16 protein-coding genes are annotated in these 17009 nt (G+C 34.4%); 11 read left to right on the top strand and 5 right to left on the bottom strand.

What is annotated here, in order from left to right; translation table 11 throughout:
- Positions 1-10 precede the first annotated feature (10 nt).
- Positions 11-1249, bottom strand: coding sequence for an HD domain-containing protein (locus BELBA_RS18145; RefSeq protein WP_014774138.1), 1239 nt, complete (start codon positions 1247-1249; stop codon positions 11-13).
- 51 nt (positions 1250-1300) lie between these two features.
- Between BELBA_RS18145 and porX the strand changes: the two genes are divergently transcribed.
- The 3 genes from porX to BELBA_RS18130 are packed head-to-tail and all read left to right on the top strand — an operon-like array spanning position 1301 to position 4503.
- A complete protein-coding gene (gene porX / locus BELBA_RS18140; protein WP_014774137.1) occupies positions 1301-2860 on the top strand; it encodes a T9SS response regulator signal transducer PorX in 1560 nt (519 codons plus the stop codon).
- A 4-nt stretch (positions 2861-2864) separates the two neighbouring features.
- Positions 2865-3308, top strand: a complete 444-nt coding sequence (locus BELBA_RS18135) for a bifunctional tRNA (adenosine(37)-N6)-threonylcarbamoyltransferase complex ATPase subunit type 1 TsaE/phosphotransferase (RefSeq protein ID WP_014774136.1) — start codon at positions 2865-2867, stop codon at positions 3306-3308.
- Positions 3301-4503 carry an alanine dehydrogenase gene (locus BELBA_RS18130; protein WP_014774135.1) on the top strand — a complete coding sequence of 401 codons (1203 nt, stop codon included), beginning with the start codon at positions 3301-3303 and terminating at the stop codon, positions 4501-4503. The genes BELBA_RS18135 and BELBA_RS18130 overlap by 8 nt, the downstream gene beginning before the upstream one ends.
- Here BELBA_RS18130 and BELBA_RS18125 read toward each other — a convergent pair.
- Positions 4500-4973 (bottom strand): response regulator, encoded by a 474-nt coding sequence (locus BELBA_RS18125; protein ID WP_014774134.1) that lies wholly within the window; start codon positions 4971-4973, stop codon positions 4500-4502. The two genes, BELBA_RS18130 and BELBA_RS18125, sit on opposite strands and share 4 nt — an antisense overlap.
- A gap of 248 nt (positions 4974-5221) precedes the next feature.
- On the opposite strand from BELBA_RS18125, the gene BELBA_RS18120 reads away from it, so the two are divergent.
- From BELBA_RS18120 to BELBA_RS18095, 6 genes are all read left to right on the top strand, one after another.
- Entirely contained in the window at positions 5222-6301 is a 1080-nt protein-coding gene (locus tag BELBA_RS18120; RefSeq protein ID WP_245531103.1) for a ThiF family adenylyltransferase, read from the top strand.
- Positions 6291-6992 carry a hypothetical protein gene (locus BELBA_RS18115; protein ID WP_014774132.1) on the top strand — a complete coding sequence of 234 codons (702 nt, stop codon included), beginning with the start codon at positions 6291-6293 and terminating at the stop codon, positions 6990-6992. Before BELBA_RS18120 ends, BELBA_RS18115 begins: the two co-directional genes overlap by 11 nt.
- The gene (locus BELBA_RS18110) at positions 6992-9106 is read left to right on the top strand and encodes a sensor histidine kinase (protein WP_157466123.1); all 2115 of its coding nucleotides are present in this window, start codon (positions 6992-6994) and stop codon (positions 9104-9106) included. The genes BELBA_RS18115 and BELBA_RS18110 overlap by 1 nt, the downstream gene beginning before the upstream one ends.
- Positions 9099-10187 carry a hybrid sensor histidine kinase/response regulator gene (locus BELBA_RS18105; protein ID WP_014774130.1) on the top strand — a complete coding sequence of 363 codons (1089 nt, stop codon included), beginning with the start codon at positions 9099-9101 and terminating at the stop codon, positions 10185-10187. Before BELBA_RS18110 ends, BELBA_RS18105 begins: the two co-directional genes overlap by 8 nt.
- 146 nt (positions 10188-10333) lie before the next feature.
- Positions 10334-10873 carry an inorganic diphosphatase gene (locus BELBA_RS18100; RefSeq protein ID WP_014774129.1) on the top strand — a complete coding sequence of 180 codons (540 nt, stop codon included), beginning with the start codon at positions 10334-10336 and terminating at the stop codon, positions 10871-10873.
- Positions 10874-10924: 51 nt separating this feature from the next.
- On the top strand, positions 10925-11209 hold the full coding sequence (locus BELBA_RS18095) for an outer membrane beta-barrel protein (protein WP_014774128.1): 285 nt from the start codon (positions 10925-10927) through the stop codon (positions 11207-11209).
- On the opposite strand, the gene BELBA_RS18090 is transcribed toward BELBA_RS18095, so the two are convergent.
- Both BELBA_RS18090 and BELBA_RS18085 read right to left on the bottom strand, forming a co-directional pair.
- Positions 11206-11658 carry a hypothetical protein gene (locus tag BELBA_RS18090; RefSeq protein WP_014774127.1) on the bottom strand — a complete coding sequence of 151 codons (453 nt, stop codon included), beginning with the start codon at positions 11656-11658 and terminating at the stop codon, positions 11206-11208. The genes BELBA_RS18095 and BELBA_RS18090 overlap by 4 nt on opposite strands.
- On the bottom strand, positions 11655-12251 hold the full coding sequence (locus tag BELBA_RS18085) for an acyl carrier protein phosphodiesterase (protein WP_014774126.1): 597 nt from the start codon (positions 12249-12251) through the stop codon (positions 11655-11657). The genes BELBA_RS18090 and BELBA_RS18085 overlap by 4 nt, the downstream gene beginning before the upstream one ends.
- A gap of 74 nt (positions 12252-12325) precedes the next feature.
- Here BELBA_RS18085 and BELBA_RS18080 point away from each other — a divergent pair, with 74 nt between their 5' ends.
- Positions 12326-14257 carry an AAA domain-containing protein gene (locus BELBA_RS18080; RefSeq protein WP_014774125.1) on the top strand — a complete coding sequence of 644 codons (1932 nt, stop codon included), beginning with the start codon at positions 12326-12328 and terminating at the stop codon, positions 14255-14257.
- 20 nt (positions 14258-14277) lie between these two features.
- Here BELBA_RS18080 and BELBA_RS18075 read toward each other — a convergent pair whose 3' ends face one another.
- Entirely contained in the window at positions 14278-14802 is a 525-nt protein-coding gene (locus BELBA_RS18075; protein WP_014774124.1) for a DUF4924 family protein, read from the bottom strand.
- Positions 14803-15007: 205 nt separating this feature from the next.
- Between BELBA_RS18075 and lepA the strand changes: the two genes are divergently transcribed.
- On the top strand, positions 15008-16801 hold the full coding sequence (lepA, locus tag BELBA_RS18070; RefSeq protein WP_014774123.1) for a translation elongation factor 4: 1794 nt from the start codon (positions 15008-15010) through the stop codon (positions 16799-16801).
- Positions 16802-17009 lie beyond the last annotated feature (208 nt).

Genomic DNA, 17009 nt, shown 5'->3' with positions numbered 1-17009 from the left:
TATTTATTATCTACAAAATTAAATTTTTAGCCCGACAAGCATAATGTTTTTTTACAATTTTACTCATTGCTTTGATATTTGGTAGGTCAGCTGCTTGAGCAACATCTATAATCTCTCCTTTTTTAGTCAAAATATGGATTCTTTCTTTTGCAACGTAGGCATTGTTACTTATCGATCCATGTGAGAAGAAATATTTCAGGTCTTCCTTAGGAATTTGAAGTCTTTTTTGGGTTTTATCGATCAAAGAGTTCAATTCCTCTGATGTAAAGGCTTCGTTGCTCAAAGTAATTTTAAATAGATTTCGAGAAAGAAACATTTGAGAAATATTTTTCAAAATGTAATCAGGCTCTTTTTTCCAAAGTTTGATAGCTCCCCAAATATCATAATCATCAAGCTCTAAGAAAGTTTGGATTAAAGTATCTGACTTTTTGAAGTCTTCCAAGGAAATATCGTTTTGAAGAAAATAAAGAAATTCTTCCGTTGCAAATAGATTTCTTCCACCTTGTTGAACATCTTTTGCTCTTGAAATCAGGTTGATCAACATTTTTTCTGCACTTACGGTTGTCTTGTGCAGATATACTTGCCAATACATCAATCTTCTGGCACTCAGGAAATTTTCGATGCTATAAAGCCCTTTTTCTTCAACCACGAGCTGATCATCTTTAATTGCCATCATTTTGATAATTCTATCCGCACCGATAGTTCCCTCCGAAACTCCTGTGAAAAAACAATCCCTTTGCAAGTAATCTAGTCTATCGATGTCCAATTGGCTAGAGACCAATTGATGAAAGAACTTTCTTTCATATTGATTCTTAAAAATTCTTAAAGCAAGATCTAATTGGCCGTTTAATTGTTTATTTAACAAATCTATCACCAAAAGTGAAAGGGATTCGTGTGGTATGTTTTTGAGTAAACTAAACTCTAGAGCATGGGAAAATGGGCCATGACCAATATCATGAAGTAAAATAGCAATAAGTGAGGCTTCGTATTCTTCATCGCTAATTTCATTACCTTTATTACGAAGATTGTCTAAGGTGATACTCATCAAGTGCATGGCTCCTAAAGCATGATGAAATCTAGTATGAAGGGCTCCAGGATAGACAAAATCTGTCAAACCTAGTTGCTTGATACGCCGTAACCTTTGAAAGTAAGGGTGATCAATAATCGTAAAAATCAATTCACTGGGAATTGTGATGAATCCATAAACAGGATCATTTAATATTTTGTGGCTTTTCAATGTCTCTGACATTTGATTGGTTCCAAAAGTAATTATAATTTTAAAAGAAATAAACCAAATTTTATGCAAAAATTTAAAATCCTTTGGGCTGATGACGAAATAGATCTATTAAAACCTCATATACTTTTTTTGGAACAAAAGGGTTATGATATCAAGACTGTCAATAGTGGAATAGATGCTGTCGAGCAAGTTGAAAACGAAAATTATGATGTGATTTTTCTTGATGAAATGATGCCGGGAATGACAGGGCTTGAAACTCTCCAACAAATTAAAATGATCAAGCCTCAGATTCCTGTGGTCATGATCACTAAAAGTGAGGAAGAGCATATCATGGATGATGCAATAGGTGGAAAAATTGCAGATTACCTTATCAAACCGATCAACCCAAATCAAATTTTACTATCCGTTAAAAAGATTCTTCAAAATAAACAACTGATCTCTGAGAAAACGAACCTTTCTTACAGACAGGATTTTATGAATATCAGTACAGCATGCAGCGAAGCCTCTACACATCAGGAGTGGACGGAAATATATAAGAAGCTGACTTATTGGGAGCTTGAGATCGACAAGACCGAAAACAAAAGCATGCAGGAAATTTTAGAATCTCAAAAAGTGGAGGCAAATACAGCTTTTGGTAAATTTATTAAAAATAATTATTTGGATTGGATAAATGATTCTAAAGCAGATAAGCCAATTTTATCTCCAAATTTGATGAAAGAAAAGGTTTTTCCCCATTTAAAAGAAGGAAAGCCTTTATTCTTTATTGTTATTGATAATTTGAGATTGGACCAATGGGAAGTTTTAGAACCTTTGGTCAATGAATATTTTAATGCCAAGGAAGACAATACCTATTATAGTATACTGCCTACTACAACTGCATTTGCTAGAAATGCACTTTTTAGCGGTTTGATGCCATCTGATATGGCTAGGTTTCACCCAGATCTATGGGAAGGAGAGGATACAGATGAGGGGAAAAACAACAAAGAGGAAGAGTTTTTAGCTGAGAATCTTCACAAGAACAGACTGAATATTCGCTATAGTTACAATAAAATCTTACAAGCCTATCAAGGAAGAAGCTTGGTGGATCAATTTCATAATTTATTGACGAATGATTTGAATGTGATTGTCTTTAATTTTGTGGATATGATGTCTCATGCACGAACAGACATGAAAATGATTAGGGAATTAGCGCCTGATGAATCTGCTTACAGGTCACTGACCAAGAGTTGGTTCGAACATTCCTCATTATTTGAACTATTCAAACGGATAAGTGCTGCGGGCGCTGAGGTGATTGTGACTACGGATCATGGTACAAAACGAGTCAATAAACCTTATAAAATTATAGGAGATAAAAATGTCACGACAAACCTAAGGTACAAACAAGGTAAAAATCTAAACTTTGAAAGCGGTAAAGTTTTTGAAATTAGCAAACCTGAGGATGGTAAGCTTCCTAGATTTAATGTGTCAACAAGTTATGTTTTTGCCGTGGAAGATTATTTCTTTGCATATCCTAACAACTACAATTATTACGTGAATTATTATAAAGATACATTCCAGCATGGAGGGGTGTCATTGGAGGAGATAATAATTCCAATAGTCCATCTAATACCAAAGAATAATTAATATATTGAAAAAAATCTATTGTAATCATCTCAGTGATATTCCCAAGATCGCTAAAGAGATTTTAGCAGTCTGTTTAGCTGAAAAAATCTGGGTGTTTAAGGGAAGAATGGGTGCAGGGAAGACCACTTTGATAAAGTCAATCGCTAAGGAATTTGGGGTTATTGATCTTGTGTCAAGTCCCACCTTTTCAATAGTCAATGAATATGTCAATCCTTCAAACGATAAATTTTATCACTTTGACTTCTACAGAATAGAAGATTCAGAGGAAGTTTTAGACATAGGTATAGACGAATATTTCTATAGTGGGTCGTATTGTTGGATCGAATGGGCTGAAAAAATTCCAGAGTATATTCCTGATACATTTATGCTAATTGAGATAAAAGTAGATAATGAAGGGAAAAGAGAAATGATTATTTCCAAAATTGTAAAAGGCGAACAGCATGGTTGATACCACCGAAACTGTCGAGATTCTTCCAAAAGAGGCATCCTTAAAAGTCAAAAAATCCAAAGGTGATTTTGTAATTGGAATTCCAAAAGAACTCGATGAACAAGAGAAGCGTGTACTTCTTACTCCAGAAGCTGTGAGACTTTTGACCAATAATGGTCTTAAAGTTGTCGTAGAAACAGAGGCTGGAAAGCAATCAAAGTTTACAGATAAGGAATATTCAGATGCTGGAGCCAAAGTAGTCTATTCTTCCAAGGAGGCTTTTGAAACAGAAGTGGTTTTGAAAGTTGAGCCACCTACAGTTGAGGAAATTAATCAAATGTTGCCTGGAGCTTGTTTGATTTCAGCTCTTCAAGTTGGGAAACAAAATGCAGAATACATTCATGCGCTAAATTCAAAGAAAATCACAGCGGTATCTTTTGAGAATTTAGAAGACAAGGTGGGAGGTATGCCTGTCGTAAGGGCAATGAGCGAAATTGCCGGAAGCACGGTGATGTTGATTGCTTCAGAATTTTTGAGTAGCGTAAATGATGGTAAAGGATTGATTTTAGGTGGAATCACTGGTGTGCCACCTACTCAAGTTGTGATAATTGGAGCAGGAACTGTTGCTGAATATGCAGCAAGAACTGCATTGGGACTTGGTGCCAATATTAAGATTTTTGACAATCATATTTACAAGTTAAGAAGAATCAAGCAGTTACTTGGTCAACAAGTTTTTACCTCTACGATAGATAATATTACTTTAGCTCAAGCATTAAAAGAAGCTGATGTCGTGATTGGAGCCTTGCGAGCTGAAAAAGGCAAGAATAAAGTGGTTGTTACCAATGAAATGGTCGCAGCGATGATGCCTGGAAGTATAATTATTGATGTAAGTATCGATCAAGGAGGATGCATAGAAACTGCTGAGATGACTTCTCATGCTACACCAACTTATTTGAAACATGATATCATTCACTATTGCGTTCCTAATATAGCTTCAAGAGTTTCGAGGACAGCCTCAGTTGCTTTGAGTAATATTTTCACACCTATTCTGCTTCAAATGTCAGATTTGAAAGGGGCTGAAGAGATGATTTTCAACTACAAATGGTTTATGAAAGGTGTCTATACTTATCGAGGAAGTTTGACAAATGCGCATTTGGCTAGGAAATTCTTAATGACGCATAAAGAACTTCAATTGCTCTTAGCTGCGAGGTATTAAGAAAGTAGGTTCTGTCTTAATAAAAATTCTAATTGATCATTTGATTTGATCAGGTCTTCTGTAAGTTTCTTATTCTCTTTTCTTAAAGAATAAATTTCGAATGCATTTTTAATCACAGTTCTCAAATAATCCTCTTCCCAAGGTTTGGTAAGGTAGTGGTAAACTTGTCCTTTATTAATAGCATCAATAACAGCTTGTATATCAGTATATCCCGTAAGAAGAATTCGGATTGGATCTGGATAAAGAGGAATAATTGAGGCTAAGAAATCGACTCCAGTTTCTTCTGGCATTCTTTGGTCAGTGATGATAATATCTACTTCTTGAGTTTTCAAAAACTCTCTAGCTTCTTGTGCCGATATGGCTATAAAAACTTTATAGTCTCTACGGAATGATGCTTTGAATGCTTGAAGATTGTTTTCTTCATCATCCACGTATAGAATTTTGATTTTTTCCTCTTTAATTTCAGACATTGATTTCTAATTCTTGTGGGAACTCCTGCAATTTAGATGGTTGGAAACTGAATTGCAACTTTTGAGTTTTTTGACTTTATTGAGGTAGAGATTATTTGTTAAAATTCACTTTCTACCAAATATCTAAATAAAATTCATTTCTGTGAATATTTTTACCTTTTTTTATATGATTCTTGATACAAAAATATAACTTTACCCTTATCTATCACCTGCATTAATATTACATGATCACCCAAAAAGCACTTGATTTGAAAAGTCAAAAAGAAGCAGTGATTTTGAGACCTAAAGAATCTAGCGATTTGCATTTGATTCGACAGCTCCAAGAAAATCAACAAACACAAATTTTAGATGAAATAAAAAGTCAAGTTGCAGAACTGATCAAACTTCAAAACCCGAGTATAAGTTGGACTTCTGAATCGCTTTTTGAAGCTGTGGAAGATTTTTTCAGAAAACATGATCAATTTACCTATGGAGTTTGGGTTTTTTACCCATGGAAAAACACGCTTGTTCATTTATTGCCTGAAGAAGAATTTGTAGCTGTTAGAACAGTGAGGAATAAGTTCAAAATTACACAAGAAGAGCAAGATCTCCTTTCAAATAAAAAAATTGGAATAATAGGTCTATCTGTTGGTCAAAGTGTAGCCATTAGTTTGGCTATGGAAAGATCATTTGGAGAATTGAGAATAGCAGATTTTGACACACTAGAACTTGGGAATATGAACAGGTTACGATCTAGTGTAGTTAATCTAGGGATCCCCAAAACTACTTTGGTGAAAAGAGAAATTGCGGAAATTGATCCTTTTATGAAAGTGATAATTTATGATGAAGGTATTACTCCTGAAAATATGCATGATTTTTTCACCAAATCAGGACAGCTTGACCTTCTTATTGAAGAGTGTGACAGTTTGGAAGTAAAAGTACAAGCTAGAATCAAAGCTAGAAGCCTTGGAATTCCTGTGTTAATGGATACAAGTGATAGAGGAATGGTTGATATAGAACGTTTCGATTTAGAAAAAGATAGGCCTTTATTTCATGGGCTATTATCCAAACTCGGAACAGAAGAGGAGGTTCTTGAACTTTTAAATCAAAGAAAGAGTGAAGTTCTACTAACACTTGTCGATTATGAAAAAGTCTCAACTAGAGGAAAATCAAGCTTCTTTGAAATAGGAAAAACGATAACAAGTTGGCCACAACTTGGTTCTTCTGTAATTATGGGAGGAGCGATGTGTGCACATTTTGCAAGAAAAATATTAATTGGAGATATAGTTACCTCGGGTAGGTCTTATATTGATTTGGATGAATTCTTTAACAAAAGAAATGAAAGTTAAAATTAAAGTTGTTAAGGCTACCGATTCTCCTGAAGAAACCGAAAAGTATATCAGAGGGCATCTAAAAGTACTTGAATCATATGGAGTAACTAAGGTGACCTCAGCAGATCGATCTTGGGTAAATAATCCACATGTTTACTTGGTGTTGGTTGAGTCGGAAGACGGAGAAAATGTATTGGGTGGAGGAAGAGTTCAACTTAGAAGTAAAAACTTCCCTTTACCTCTTGAAGGAGCCATTTTTGAAAAAGACGAGAGGATAGTAGATTATATGACTCGATATAGAGAATTAAAGGTGGCAGAGTTCTGTGGCCTTTGGAATTCTAAAGAAGTATCAGGCTATGGAATTGGGAGTATTTACCTTATTCGAATTGGAGTAGCAATTACAGCATTGTTAGGTCTTGAATGTATCATGGCATTTTGTTCCCCTTATACGGTAGCGAATTCTCAAGCCGTTGGCTTAAGAATAATAGAAGAAATTGGTGAAAATGGAACTTTTTTATATCCAAAAGAAGGCTTGGTAGCAACAATTATGGAATTAGAAGATGTTTATGAAATGAAACGAGCCAAACCTGAAGAAAGAGAGTTTGTGTTTAGCCTCATTAAAAACCCTGATCAAACCGTTCATGTACCTAGTAAAATGGGAGATTTAGAAATTGAATTTAATTTAAGTTCATACAATTTATGCTTGTAATGAAATCAAATAAGCAACCACTTTACATTGGATTGGCCTTTGTACTTTTTGTTTTTATTCCAGCTTTTGGGTACTTTTTTTTGTTGGACGAAGAAAATGTTTTTGAGGTAAAAGAATATTTTCTTTATGAAGACGAATCATTTTCTCAAATCAAAGATCAATATCAAATCGAAAATGAGCTTCTTAATTTAGGGTTTGTAAAGGAAGCATTTTTAGGCTTTGATGTTTCAGAAGGTTTTAGTGAAAATGATAAATTGATTTTAGAAATAGAAAATCCAACATTTAAAGAAGTCTTACTTTATCAAAAAAATAAGAATAATAAAATTGAAAATATTGGGAAGTCAGGGACTTACCATACAAGAGATAATTTAATTTCTAATCCATTTCCTACTTTTCAGCTGCAAAATGGCTTGCATGAAAGTACATTGTTTCTTCATATTAGAAGTGAAGAGCCTATTAATTTGAGAATTAAATTAATTCCGGAAGCTGACTTTTACTCAGGATACAGTCAAAGAACATTAATTATCAATGTTTATATGGGGATTATGTTTGCATTGTTTCTATATAACTTCATTCTCTTTTTCCTTATTCGTGATTCTACATATTTTTTCTATTCGGTTTATATTTTATTTATTTCATTGACCCAGCTTTCTTTATTAGGAAACTCCTTTTTTTACATATTAGATGAAAACCCATATTTATATGGATTGAGCATAATTGGCTTCTCTTCAATTTCAGGAATGGCAGGTTTGCTTTTTATGCGTAAATTTCTTAAAACTAAAGAGTTTACTCCAGTACTTGATAAGTTTATATTAGCCACAATATTTATTTATCTTTTAGCATTCGTAGTAAGGATTTCTGGATTAATTCAAATTAGTTATTCATTGACTGATTTTTCAGGGTTATTAGTAATTATTTTATTTCTACTTACTTCATTTAAAATAGCTCGTTTAGGTTATCGACCTGCGATTTATTTTATTTTTGGTTGGGTGTTTTTTATTTCTGGATTGCTTTTGTTTATTCTAATGACCAATGGCTTAGTTAAATTGAATATCATAGCCAACTTCCCAATGCTTGTGGGAACAGCGATGGAGGCGATTTTACTTTCCTTGGCATTGGCGGATAAGATCAATATCTTGAAAAAAGAAAAAGAAGACGAGCAGGCAGAAAAATTGAGGATTCTCAAAGAAAATGAAAGTTTGATTTTAGAACAAAACGAAATCCTTGAATCTAAAGTAAAAGTGAGAACCGAGGAGTTGGAAGAGACGCTTAGAAACCTCCAAAATACCCAAACTCAATTGGTCAACCAAGAGAAAATGGCGTCTTTAGGGCAACTTACCGCAGGTATTGCTCATGAAATCAATAATCCAATTAATTTTGTAAGTTCAAATATTTCTCCACTCAAGCGAGACATCAAAGATTTGATGGAAATCGTAGATGTCTATCGGGAAAAAGGAGAAGAGCAATTCAATGAAGACACCAAAAAGGAACTGAAAGAGCTTGAGGAAGATCTGGAATTAGAATATATCTTGACAGAAATAGATCAACTTCTTCGAGGAATGGATGATGGAGCCAAACGAACTGTTGAAATTGTAAAAGGTCTCCGTTTGTTCTCTAGAGTGGATGAACAAGATGTCAAAAAAGTAGATATTCATGATGGAATAAACAGCACTCTCGTACTTCTAAATAGCTCCATGTCGGGTAGAATAAAAATAGAAAAGGATTTTGCAGAAATTCCGATGATAGAGTGTCTTGCTGGTAAAATCAATCAAGTATTTATGAATATCATTACCAATGCAATTCATGCCTTGACAGATCATTTGGCAGATAATCCAAACCCTTTAATCAAAATAAAAACTTCACAAGTTGGTGAGTTTATCAAAATCGAAATAGGAGATAATGGACCTGGGATGCCTGATTCAGTGAAAGAAAGAATCTTTGAACCATTTTTTACTACTAAAGCTGTAGGAAAAGGAACTGGTCTTGGATTGTCAATAGTTTACACTATTATTGAGAATCATAAAGGAACTTTAGAAGTAGATACTAGTCTAGGGAAGGGTACGAATTTTATTATAACACTTCCAATTTATCAAAATACGCCGCAAAATGACTAATAAAATACGTGTTTTATATATTGACGATGAAGATAATAACTTAAACTCTTTCAAGGCGAGTCTAAGGAAGGATTTTCATATCATCACTGCCATAGATGCTGAAGATGGACTAAGGATAGCAGAAAAAGAAGAGCTTCATGTAGTGATAGCCGATCAAAGAATGCCTGGTTTGACAGGAGTTGAGTTTTTTGAAAAATTGATGCGTATTAATCCTGATCCAATAAGGATTCTTTTAACGGGATATTCTGATATTGCCAGTGTGATAGATGCGATCAACAAGGGAGAAGTTTATAGGTTTATAGATAAGCCTTGGAACTTGGAACAGATCAAAAATGCGATCAAAAATGCTTCTGAAATCTATTTCACCAAGAAGGAACTCAAAGACAAAAACGAAAGGTTGAAGAAAGTGCATTCAGAAATGAATCAGTTTGTCTATAGCCTTTCGCATGAACTGAGAGGTCCGCTAATGAGTATTTCTGGAGTGTCTAAGTTGGCAAAAATGGAAGCAAAGGATCCGAATATTTTGGAATATTTTGATATGATCGACTCTGCGACATTAAGGCTAGATGACTTTATCTACAAAATGCTTGATTTTTATAGATCTACTAAAATAGATAATAAAGTCTCCGAAATCTCTTTTGATGAAATCGTAAATCAACAGTTGGAGGCATATAAGGAAAAGTGGGGCTTGGAAGATATTAATATCGATATCAACATCGATCAAAGTAAGAAATTCTTCTCCGATGATGCAAAACTGAGAGTAATCCTCAATAACCTTTTTAGTAATGCATATAAGTTTCAAAAGATCGAAGGTGACAGTAAATTTATCAAACTCACCATTAAAGTAGATGATAAAGAGGCTTTGATACAAATAGAAGATAACGGAATAGGAATTGATGAAAAGTACCATACAGAAGTATTTAACCTATTTCACCGTGCAACCCAAAGAAATGTAGGATCGGGTCTAGGACTATATATGGTCAAAGAATCAGTAATTCAAATGGGTGGCAAAATCAAGCTAGAATCTAAATTAGATCATGGTACAATTTTCACGATTTCTCTACCATCATTGAAGCAATAGAAATTAAAATTGTCTTTTGAACTTAGTTGTATTTCTACTCATTTTTTGATCGGTTTGTTAAAATAGAATCAGTTTACTTTGAATAAAATGAGAATAGGAGGTAAATTGCGCCCCATTTATAAATTGAAAATTTAAAGTTTTTAGATATGATCAATCCATGGCACGATGTGCAAATTGGCAAAGAAGCTCCTGAATATGTAATGGGAGTGATTGAAATTCCCAAAGGAAGTAAAGGGAAATATGAATTGGATAAGAAAACGGGGATGTTAATCCTTGATAGGGTTCTTTTTTCAGCAGTTCATTATCCTGCAAACTATGGCTTTATTCCACAGACTTTCTGTGAGGATCATGATCCATTAGATATCCTTATTATTTCTCAAATTGATATTCCTTCGATGACATTAGTGAAAGCAAAAGTAATCGGTGTCATGAGGATGATTGATGGTGGCGAAGCAGATGATAAAATTATTGCTGTGGCAGCTGATGATCAGTCTGTCAATTACATCAATGATATCGATGAATTGCCTCCACATTTGATGAAGGAAGTCCATAGGTTTTTTGAGGACTATAAGAAATTAGAAAGTAAGGAAGTGAAAGTGGAAGATTTCTTAGGTAGAGATGAAGCATATAGAATTATCCAAGAGAGCATAGAGCTTTATGATAAAAATTTTAGAACACAGCGATAAGAGAAAGCCTGAATTTTACGAGTTCAGGCTTTTTATTTAAATTTATTTTTTATGAAAAGTCGCCTTACTTTCTTATTTACATTTTGGTCTTATTTTCTTGCGGCACAAGAAAATAAAGAAGTCAGAAATGATATATTTTCTTTTTCTGGTTATTTAGAAACTTATTTTTCTTACGATTTTAATCAGCCAGAAGATCATCTGAAACCAGACTTTCTCTATAATTTCAAAAGACATAATGAGTTTAATGTCAATTTGGCATTGCTTCAAGCTGCTTATAAAAACGAAGATATTAGAGGAAATACTGCGATGACTGTTTCTTTTTTAACAAGATTTTAACGACTCTTTACCCGTTTTTTTCCTGCTTTTTTTATAAGATATTGTACAAAATCTTCATAATTCAAGTGTTCATGATTACTCATGGTAAAAGACATTTTGTCAGCAAAAGCTACAGTAAGTTGTTTGAATTCTTTCTTATTCGCCATTACTTTTTCTTCATCCCAAGCTAAAATTTCGCTCAAATCATAAGTTTTGGTTTGACCTCTGAGGGGTAGTCTTGTGATGATTTTTTCTTTTCCAGCTGAGATGAATTTGTAACCCGCCATCATCTTTACCAAGAGCATTAATATTACTACTGTGATAAGAGAAGCGCTAATCAAATAAAAAATCAAACCAAAACTTCTAGTGTTAGCAAAATCATTCAAAATATAGATCAAGCCACTGATCAAGATCAAAAGTACAAGACTGAGTGAAAAGTAAGTGTTTTTTTTTGGCCTGCAATGAATCATATCTCCGATTTCAATACTTGGTATCTGTTTTTTGAAAATTTCACCAAATCTTCAAAGAAATCTCCAAAATGCAAACGTAAAAACTCATGATTTTCTTCTAAAAATATATGGGCAACCTCCATTTTGGAATCAAATCGGGTTCTTTTGGATAATCCTGTAAGTGCTCTTCTAATTCCATCCATTTCAGAATATGAATAAAGCCAATTGTAATGTTTCATGTATTGAAAGGCTTTCATGAAATTTTCAGGAAGGATTTTTTGATGTTTTTCTATCAAAGAGTAGGTGTTTTGAGCAAAATCTTCCAGCGGCAAAGGATGGTAATTATTCCAGTATTTACCTAAAAAATAATCAAAGTACATATCCGTGATCACACTTCCATAGCGCCCAAATTGAGGTTTTAGCATCTTTTGAGCATCTTTTACCACTGGATGATGATCCGTGAATTGATCAATATTTCGATGCAATACTATTCCAACGACGATATCTTTTTCATAAACTTCGTCAATTGGACCTCTTACAAAATCTCCTATAAAATTACCGATGAGCACCTTTGGGTCATCGAAAGAAAGATATGCGTGTGCTAAGAAATTCACAGAATTAAATTAAATTTATTTGTAAGTAAACCACATCGATATTCTTTTGGTTCTAGATCTAAAATTAAAGATTCATGCCCAATATACAGGAAGAATTAAAAACTTCATTGAAACTTTTGCAACTTGAGTGGAAGGAAGATTTAGAGCAATACAAGAAAAAGTTTTTATATACCTCAATATCAGATAAAAAGGAGCAAGGTGTTTGTTGGTACCCCCTTCAAATAAAAAAATCAAAAATTGGACTTGGTGATCGCTTGATTCTAGAGTTAGAACGATTTGATTCCAATCAATCTCATGTTTTTCAGTCAGGAAAGTCAGTTTCCTTGTTTTCAAATGCTGATGGATTTCAAGGTCATGAGTTTAGAATGAACGGTGTCATCAATTTTGTAAAGAAAGATGTCATGACACTTACTTTACAAAGTAATGATTTTCCCGATTGGCTTTACTCAGGCAAAATTGGTGTTGATCTGCTTTTCGATGAAGCTAGCTACAGAGAAATGGAATCGACCATGAAGGCGGTCATAAAGGCTGACAAAGGACGGCTTGGAGAATTGAAAAGCATTCTTTTGGGTGAAACATTACCTAGTTTCTCGCAAAAAGTATATCATGATCTTCAAGAGCTAAATCCTGCTCAAAACCAAGCTCTCAGATTAATCAATCAAAGTGATGATGTGGCTATTATTCATGGACCTCCAGGAACTGGAAAGACTACTACTTTAATTGCTGCTATTCAAAATATTTTAAAGACAAACAGACAAGTTTTAGTATGCGCACCTAGCAATGCTGCTGTTGATTTATTGGTTGAAAAACTTGTAGATAAAGGGGTTCCTACCTTGCGTATTGGTCATCCTGCGAGGGTAGATGATAAGATTTTAGCTCAAACGCTAGATGCCAAAATCGCTTCACATGAAAGCTATAAGGACCTCAAAAAACTCAGAAAATCTGTAGATGAATACAGGAAATTAGGAAGAAAGTATAAACGGAATTTTGGTCACGAAGAAAGAGTTCAAAGAAAACGCTTGCTTGATGAAGCTGGCAGAATGAAGGAAGATGCTGATATTCTTGAGAATTATATCATGTACGATGTTTTTCAGATGACTCAGGTTTTTGCAAGTACCTTAGTAGGATCATCTAATCAAGCTTTAAAAGGGATTGATTTTCCTTATGTTTTTATAGATGAAGCTGGCCAAGGCTTAGAGGCAGCGACTTGGATTCCAATAATGAAAGCTGAAAAAGTGGTGATGACAGGTGACCACTTACAACTACCACCAACAATCAAGTCTTATGAGGCAGCAAAAGCAGGATTGAGTGAAACACTATTTGAAAAAGTTATAAAAAGACAACCTGAAGCTTCGAAAATGCTCACTGTTCAATACCGTATGCCAGAGAAAATCATGGGTTTTTCTAGCAAATTATTCTATAAAAATAATCTTGAGGCAGCAGTTAATACACATATACATTTTTTAACAGAAGAGGAATCTGTGCTTGAATTTATTGATACAGCTGGTTCAGGCTTTAGTGAACATCAAGAAAAAGAATCCTTGAGTACATTAAATGCTGAAGAAGCTAAATTCACGCTGAAATATTTGGAAAACTTACTCAAAAGAGTCGGTATAGGGAAAATCAAAACTGAAGGTTGGAATATAGGATTGATTTCACCCTACAGAGCGCAGGTGCGTAAATTTCAAGAGTTGATTTTTGAAAGCTATGAGTATCCAAATTTGAGATCATTTTCCGAATTATTGACAATAGACTCGATAGATGGGTTTCAAGGTCAAGAAAGAGATATTATTTTTATTAGCCTGGTTCGCTCAAATGCGAATGGTGAAATTGGATTTCTTTCAGACACAAGAAGAATGAACGTTGCCCTCACGAGAGCAAAAAGGAAATTGGTGGTAATCGGAGACAGTTCTACACTAAGCAGTAATGACTTTTATAATGCTTTTCTCAATTACGTGGAGGAAAAAGGAGAATACAAGAGTATTTATGAGTTTTTGGAATATTGAGAAATTAAGTTGATTCAAAATCATTCCTGATTTGCGTGAGCAAAGCTGAGGTAACTCAATACATTTCCAAAGGCTTCAGTAGCTTCTGTATAACCTTTTGGAATCTCACGACCTTTGAGTTTGGCGAGTAAAAGTCCATAAATGCTATTGAGACAAACTTGGATTTCATGTCCCACTGACTTGTCTCCAGCTTCCAAAATCATATCAATCACAAATGGCTTGGCAGTATTGTACGTTTCAAAATAAGCTTTGTCTGTTTTAAGTAAATCCCAGTGCATTTTCGCCAGATTATCGACGATCATTTGGATGTCAGCAAGGTGACCTTCCTTCTGTATTTCTTGCTCAATCATTTGGTTTTTTAGCTCTTCAAACCATTTGGCTGTTTCTTCTTTTTCAGTGTCAGAAATGGGATAATGTGAAATAACAAATTGTCTTATTTCATCCAAATTAAAGTCATAAGCTCGAATTAAATCCTCCATTTGATACATGTAAATGATGTATTCAGCGATGTTTTGACTCTTCTTTTTTTCTGCAATTGCTTTCATGATTTCCCTAATTGATCTACAAAGAAAGGAATAAAGGAGTATTTTAAACAAAGATCTTCAACAAGGATTTTCTATTTAATATATAATTTGGAGCATTAAATAAATTTAGCAAAAGGTCAATTAGAAAGCAATAGCTTGTATTTCTAGTGGATAGTCGGAAAATATACTGTTAATCCACCTAAAATTTCCTATTTTTGCGCCCTGAATGAATATGAAAAATATAAGAAATTTCTGTATCATCGCCCATATTGATCATGGGAAGAGTACATTGGCGGATAGATTATTGCAAGAGACCCATACTGTCGCAGATAGGGATATGCAGAATCAATTGTTGGATAATATGGATTTGGAAAGAGAACGTGGTATTACCATCAAGTCTCATGCAATCCAAATGAAATATATTCATGAGGGTGAAGAGTTTATACTCAACCTTATCGATACTCCAGGTCATGTTGATTTTTCCTATGAAGTGTCTAGATCTATAGCTGCTTGCGAAGGAGCTCTATTAATTGTTGATGCTTCTCAAGGGATTGAAGCTCAGACGATCTCAAATCTGTATCTTGCCTTGGGGCACGATCTAGAGATTATTCCAGTTTTAAATAAAATAGACCTTCCTGGAGCAGATCCAGATTCTGTAGCCGATGAAGTGATCGATTTGATCGGTTGTGATAAGGAAGAAATTATCTTGGCTTCAGGAAAAACTGGAATCGGAATTGACGATATCCTAAAGGCTGTAGTAACCCGTATCCCTGCTCCTAAGGGAGATATTGAAGCTCCACTTCAAGCAATGATTTTTGATTCTGTTTACAATCCTTTCAGAGGAGTTGAAGTTATTTTCAGGATTTTTAATGGAACTATTAGCAAAGGGGATAAAATCAAATTTGTCAATACTGGTCGGGAATACGAAGCAGATGAAATTGGTATTTTAGGACTTAATCAAATCCCGCAGCAAACTATGTATGCTGGAAATGTTGGGTACCTGATCTCGGGAGTGAAAGTTGCCAAAGAGATCAAAGTTGGAGATACAATTACCCATATCAAGCGTCCATGTGAAAAAGCCATTCAAGGTTTTGAAAATGTAAAGCCGATGGTTTTTGCGGGGATATATCCAGTAGATACAACCGAGTATGAGGAACTTAGGGCTTCTATGGAGAAGTTGCAGCTTAATGATGCTTCTCTTGTTTGGGAACCTGAGACTTCTGTAGCTTTGGGATTTGGTTTTCGTTGTGGATTCCTTGGAATGCTACACATGGAAATCATTCAAGAAAGACTGGAACGAGAGTTTGATATGACAGTGATCACCACTGTTCCTTCAGTGCAATTCAGAGCATTGATGACCAATGATAACTATGAAGTGATCAATGCTCCTTCGGATATGCCAGATCCTACAAGATTTAAGCACATAGAAGAACCTTTTGTCAAGGCTTCGATCATCACTGCATCAGAGTATGTAGGTCCTGTTATTCAGCTTTGTATGGATAAGCGTGGGCAAATCAAAAATCAAGTTTACTTGACAGCAGAAAGAGTGGAATTGCAATTTGATATGCCATTGGCAGAGATTGTATTTGACTTCTTTGATAAGCTGAAGACAATTTCTCGTGGCTACGCTTCCTTAGATTATGAATTAAAGGGTTATCAACCTTCTCACATGGTTCGTTTAGATGTGATGCTCAATGGAGAACCTGTGGATGCACTTTCTGCCATTGTTCACAGAGATAAAGCATACGAATGGGGTAAGCGACTCTGTGAGAAATTAAAAGAATTGGTACCGAGACAAATGTTTGAGATTGCTATCCAAGCAGCTATTGGAACAAAAATTATTGCAAGAGAGACAGTAAAAGCCTTACGTAAAAACGTCTTGGCTAAATGTTATGGAGGTGATATATCTCGTAAACGTAAACTATTAGAGAAGCAGAAAAAAGGTAAAAAGAGAATGCGTCAAGTAGGTAACGTAGAAGTGCCACAAGAAGCATTTATGGCTGTGTTGAAATTAGATTAATAATTAGACGCAAGACTTAAGATACAAGATATAAGACTGGAGTAGCAAGTTCATGTTAAGTGAATGACAGATATATGCTTCGCTATATAAATAGAAATAAGCTTACAGCGATATATTTGATCTTTGGAATTTATTTTCCGACTTTAATCAAATTGTTATTTTAGACACTTAAAAAAAGATGTCATTTTATATTAGCTAATCATAAAAG

Origin of the sequence: Belliella baltica DSM 15883 (assembly GCF_000265405.1) — a bacterium.
Taxonomy (GTDB): Bacteria; Bacteroidota; Bacteroidia; order Cytophagales; family Cyclobacteriaceae; genus Belliella; species Belliella baltica.
This window is presented reverse-complemented; position numbering and strand designations above follow the sequence as displayed.

Excerpts from the sequence above, each read along its gene's own strand:
- BELBA_RS18145 (WP_014774138.1), bottom strand. The coding sequence starts at position 1,249 with ATGTCAGAGACATTGAAAAGCCACAAAATATTAAATGATCCTGTTTAT.
- lepA (WP_014774123.1), top strand. The coding sequence starts at position 15,008 with ATGAATATGAAAAATATAAGAAATTTCTGTATCATCGCCCATATTGAT.
- BELBA_RS18095 (WP_014774128.1), top strand. The coding sequence starts at position 10,925 with ATGAAAAGTCGCCTTACTTTCTTATTTACATTTTGGTCTTATTTTCTT.
- BELBA_RS18105 (WP_014774130.1), top strand. The coding sequence starts at position 9,099 with ATGACTAATAAAATACGTGTTTTATATATTGACGATGAAGATAATAAC.
- BELBA_RS18125 (WP_014774134.1), bottom strand. The coding sequence starts at position 4,973 with ATGTCTGAAATTAAAGAGGAAAAAATCAAAATTCTATACGTGGATGAT.
- BELBA_RS18075 (WP_014774124.1), bottom strand. The coding sequence starts at position 14,802 with ATGAAAGCAATTGCAGAAAAAAAGAAGAGTCAAAACATCGCTGAATAC.
- porX (WP_014774137.1), top strand. The coding sequence starts at position 1,301 with ATGCAAAAATTTAAAATCCTTTGGGCTGATGACGAAATAGATCTATTA.
- BELBA_RS18100 (WP_014774129.1), top strand. The coding sequence starts at position 10,334 with ATGATCAATCCATGGCACGATGTGCAAATTGGCAAAGAAGCTCCTGAA.
- BELBA_RS18090 (WP_014774127.1), bottom strand. The coding sequence starts at position 11,658 with ATGATTCATTGCAGGCCAAAAAAAAACACTTACTTTTCACTCAGTCTT.
- BELBA_RS18110 (WP_157466123.1), top strand. The coding sequence starts at position 6,992 with ATGAAATCAAATAAGCAACCACTTTACATTGGATTGGCCTTTGTACTT.
- BELBA_RS18080 (WP_014774125.1), top strand. The coding sequence starts at position 12,326 with ATGCCCAATATACAGGAAGAATTAAAAACTTCATTGAAACTTTTGCAA.
- BELBA_RS18115 (WP_014774132.1), top strand. The coding sequence starts at position 6,291 with ATGAAAGTTAAAATTAAAGTTGTTAAGGCTACCGATTCTCCTGAAGAA.
- BELBA_RS18130 (WP_014774135.1), top strand. The coding sequence starts at position 3,301 with ATGGTTGATACCACCGAAACTGTCGAGATTCTTCCAAAAGAGGCATCC.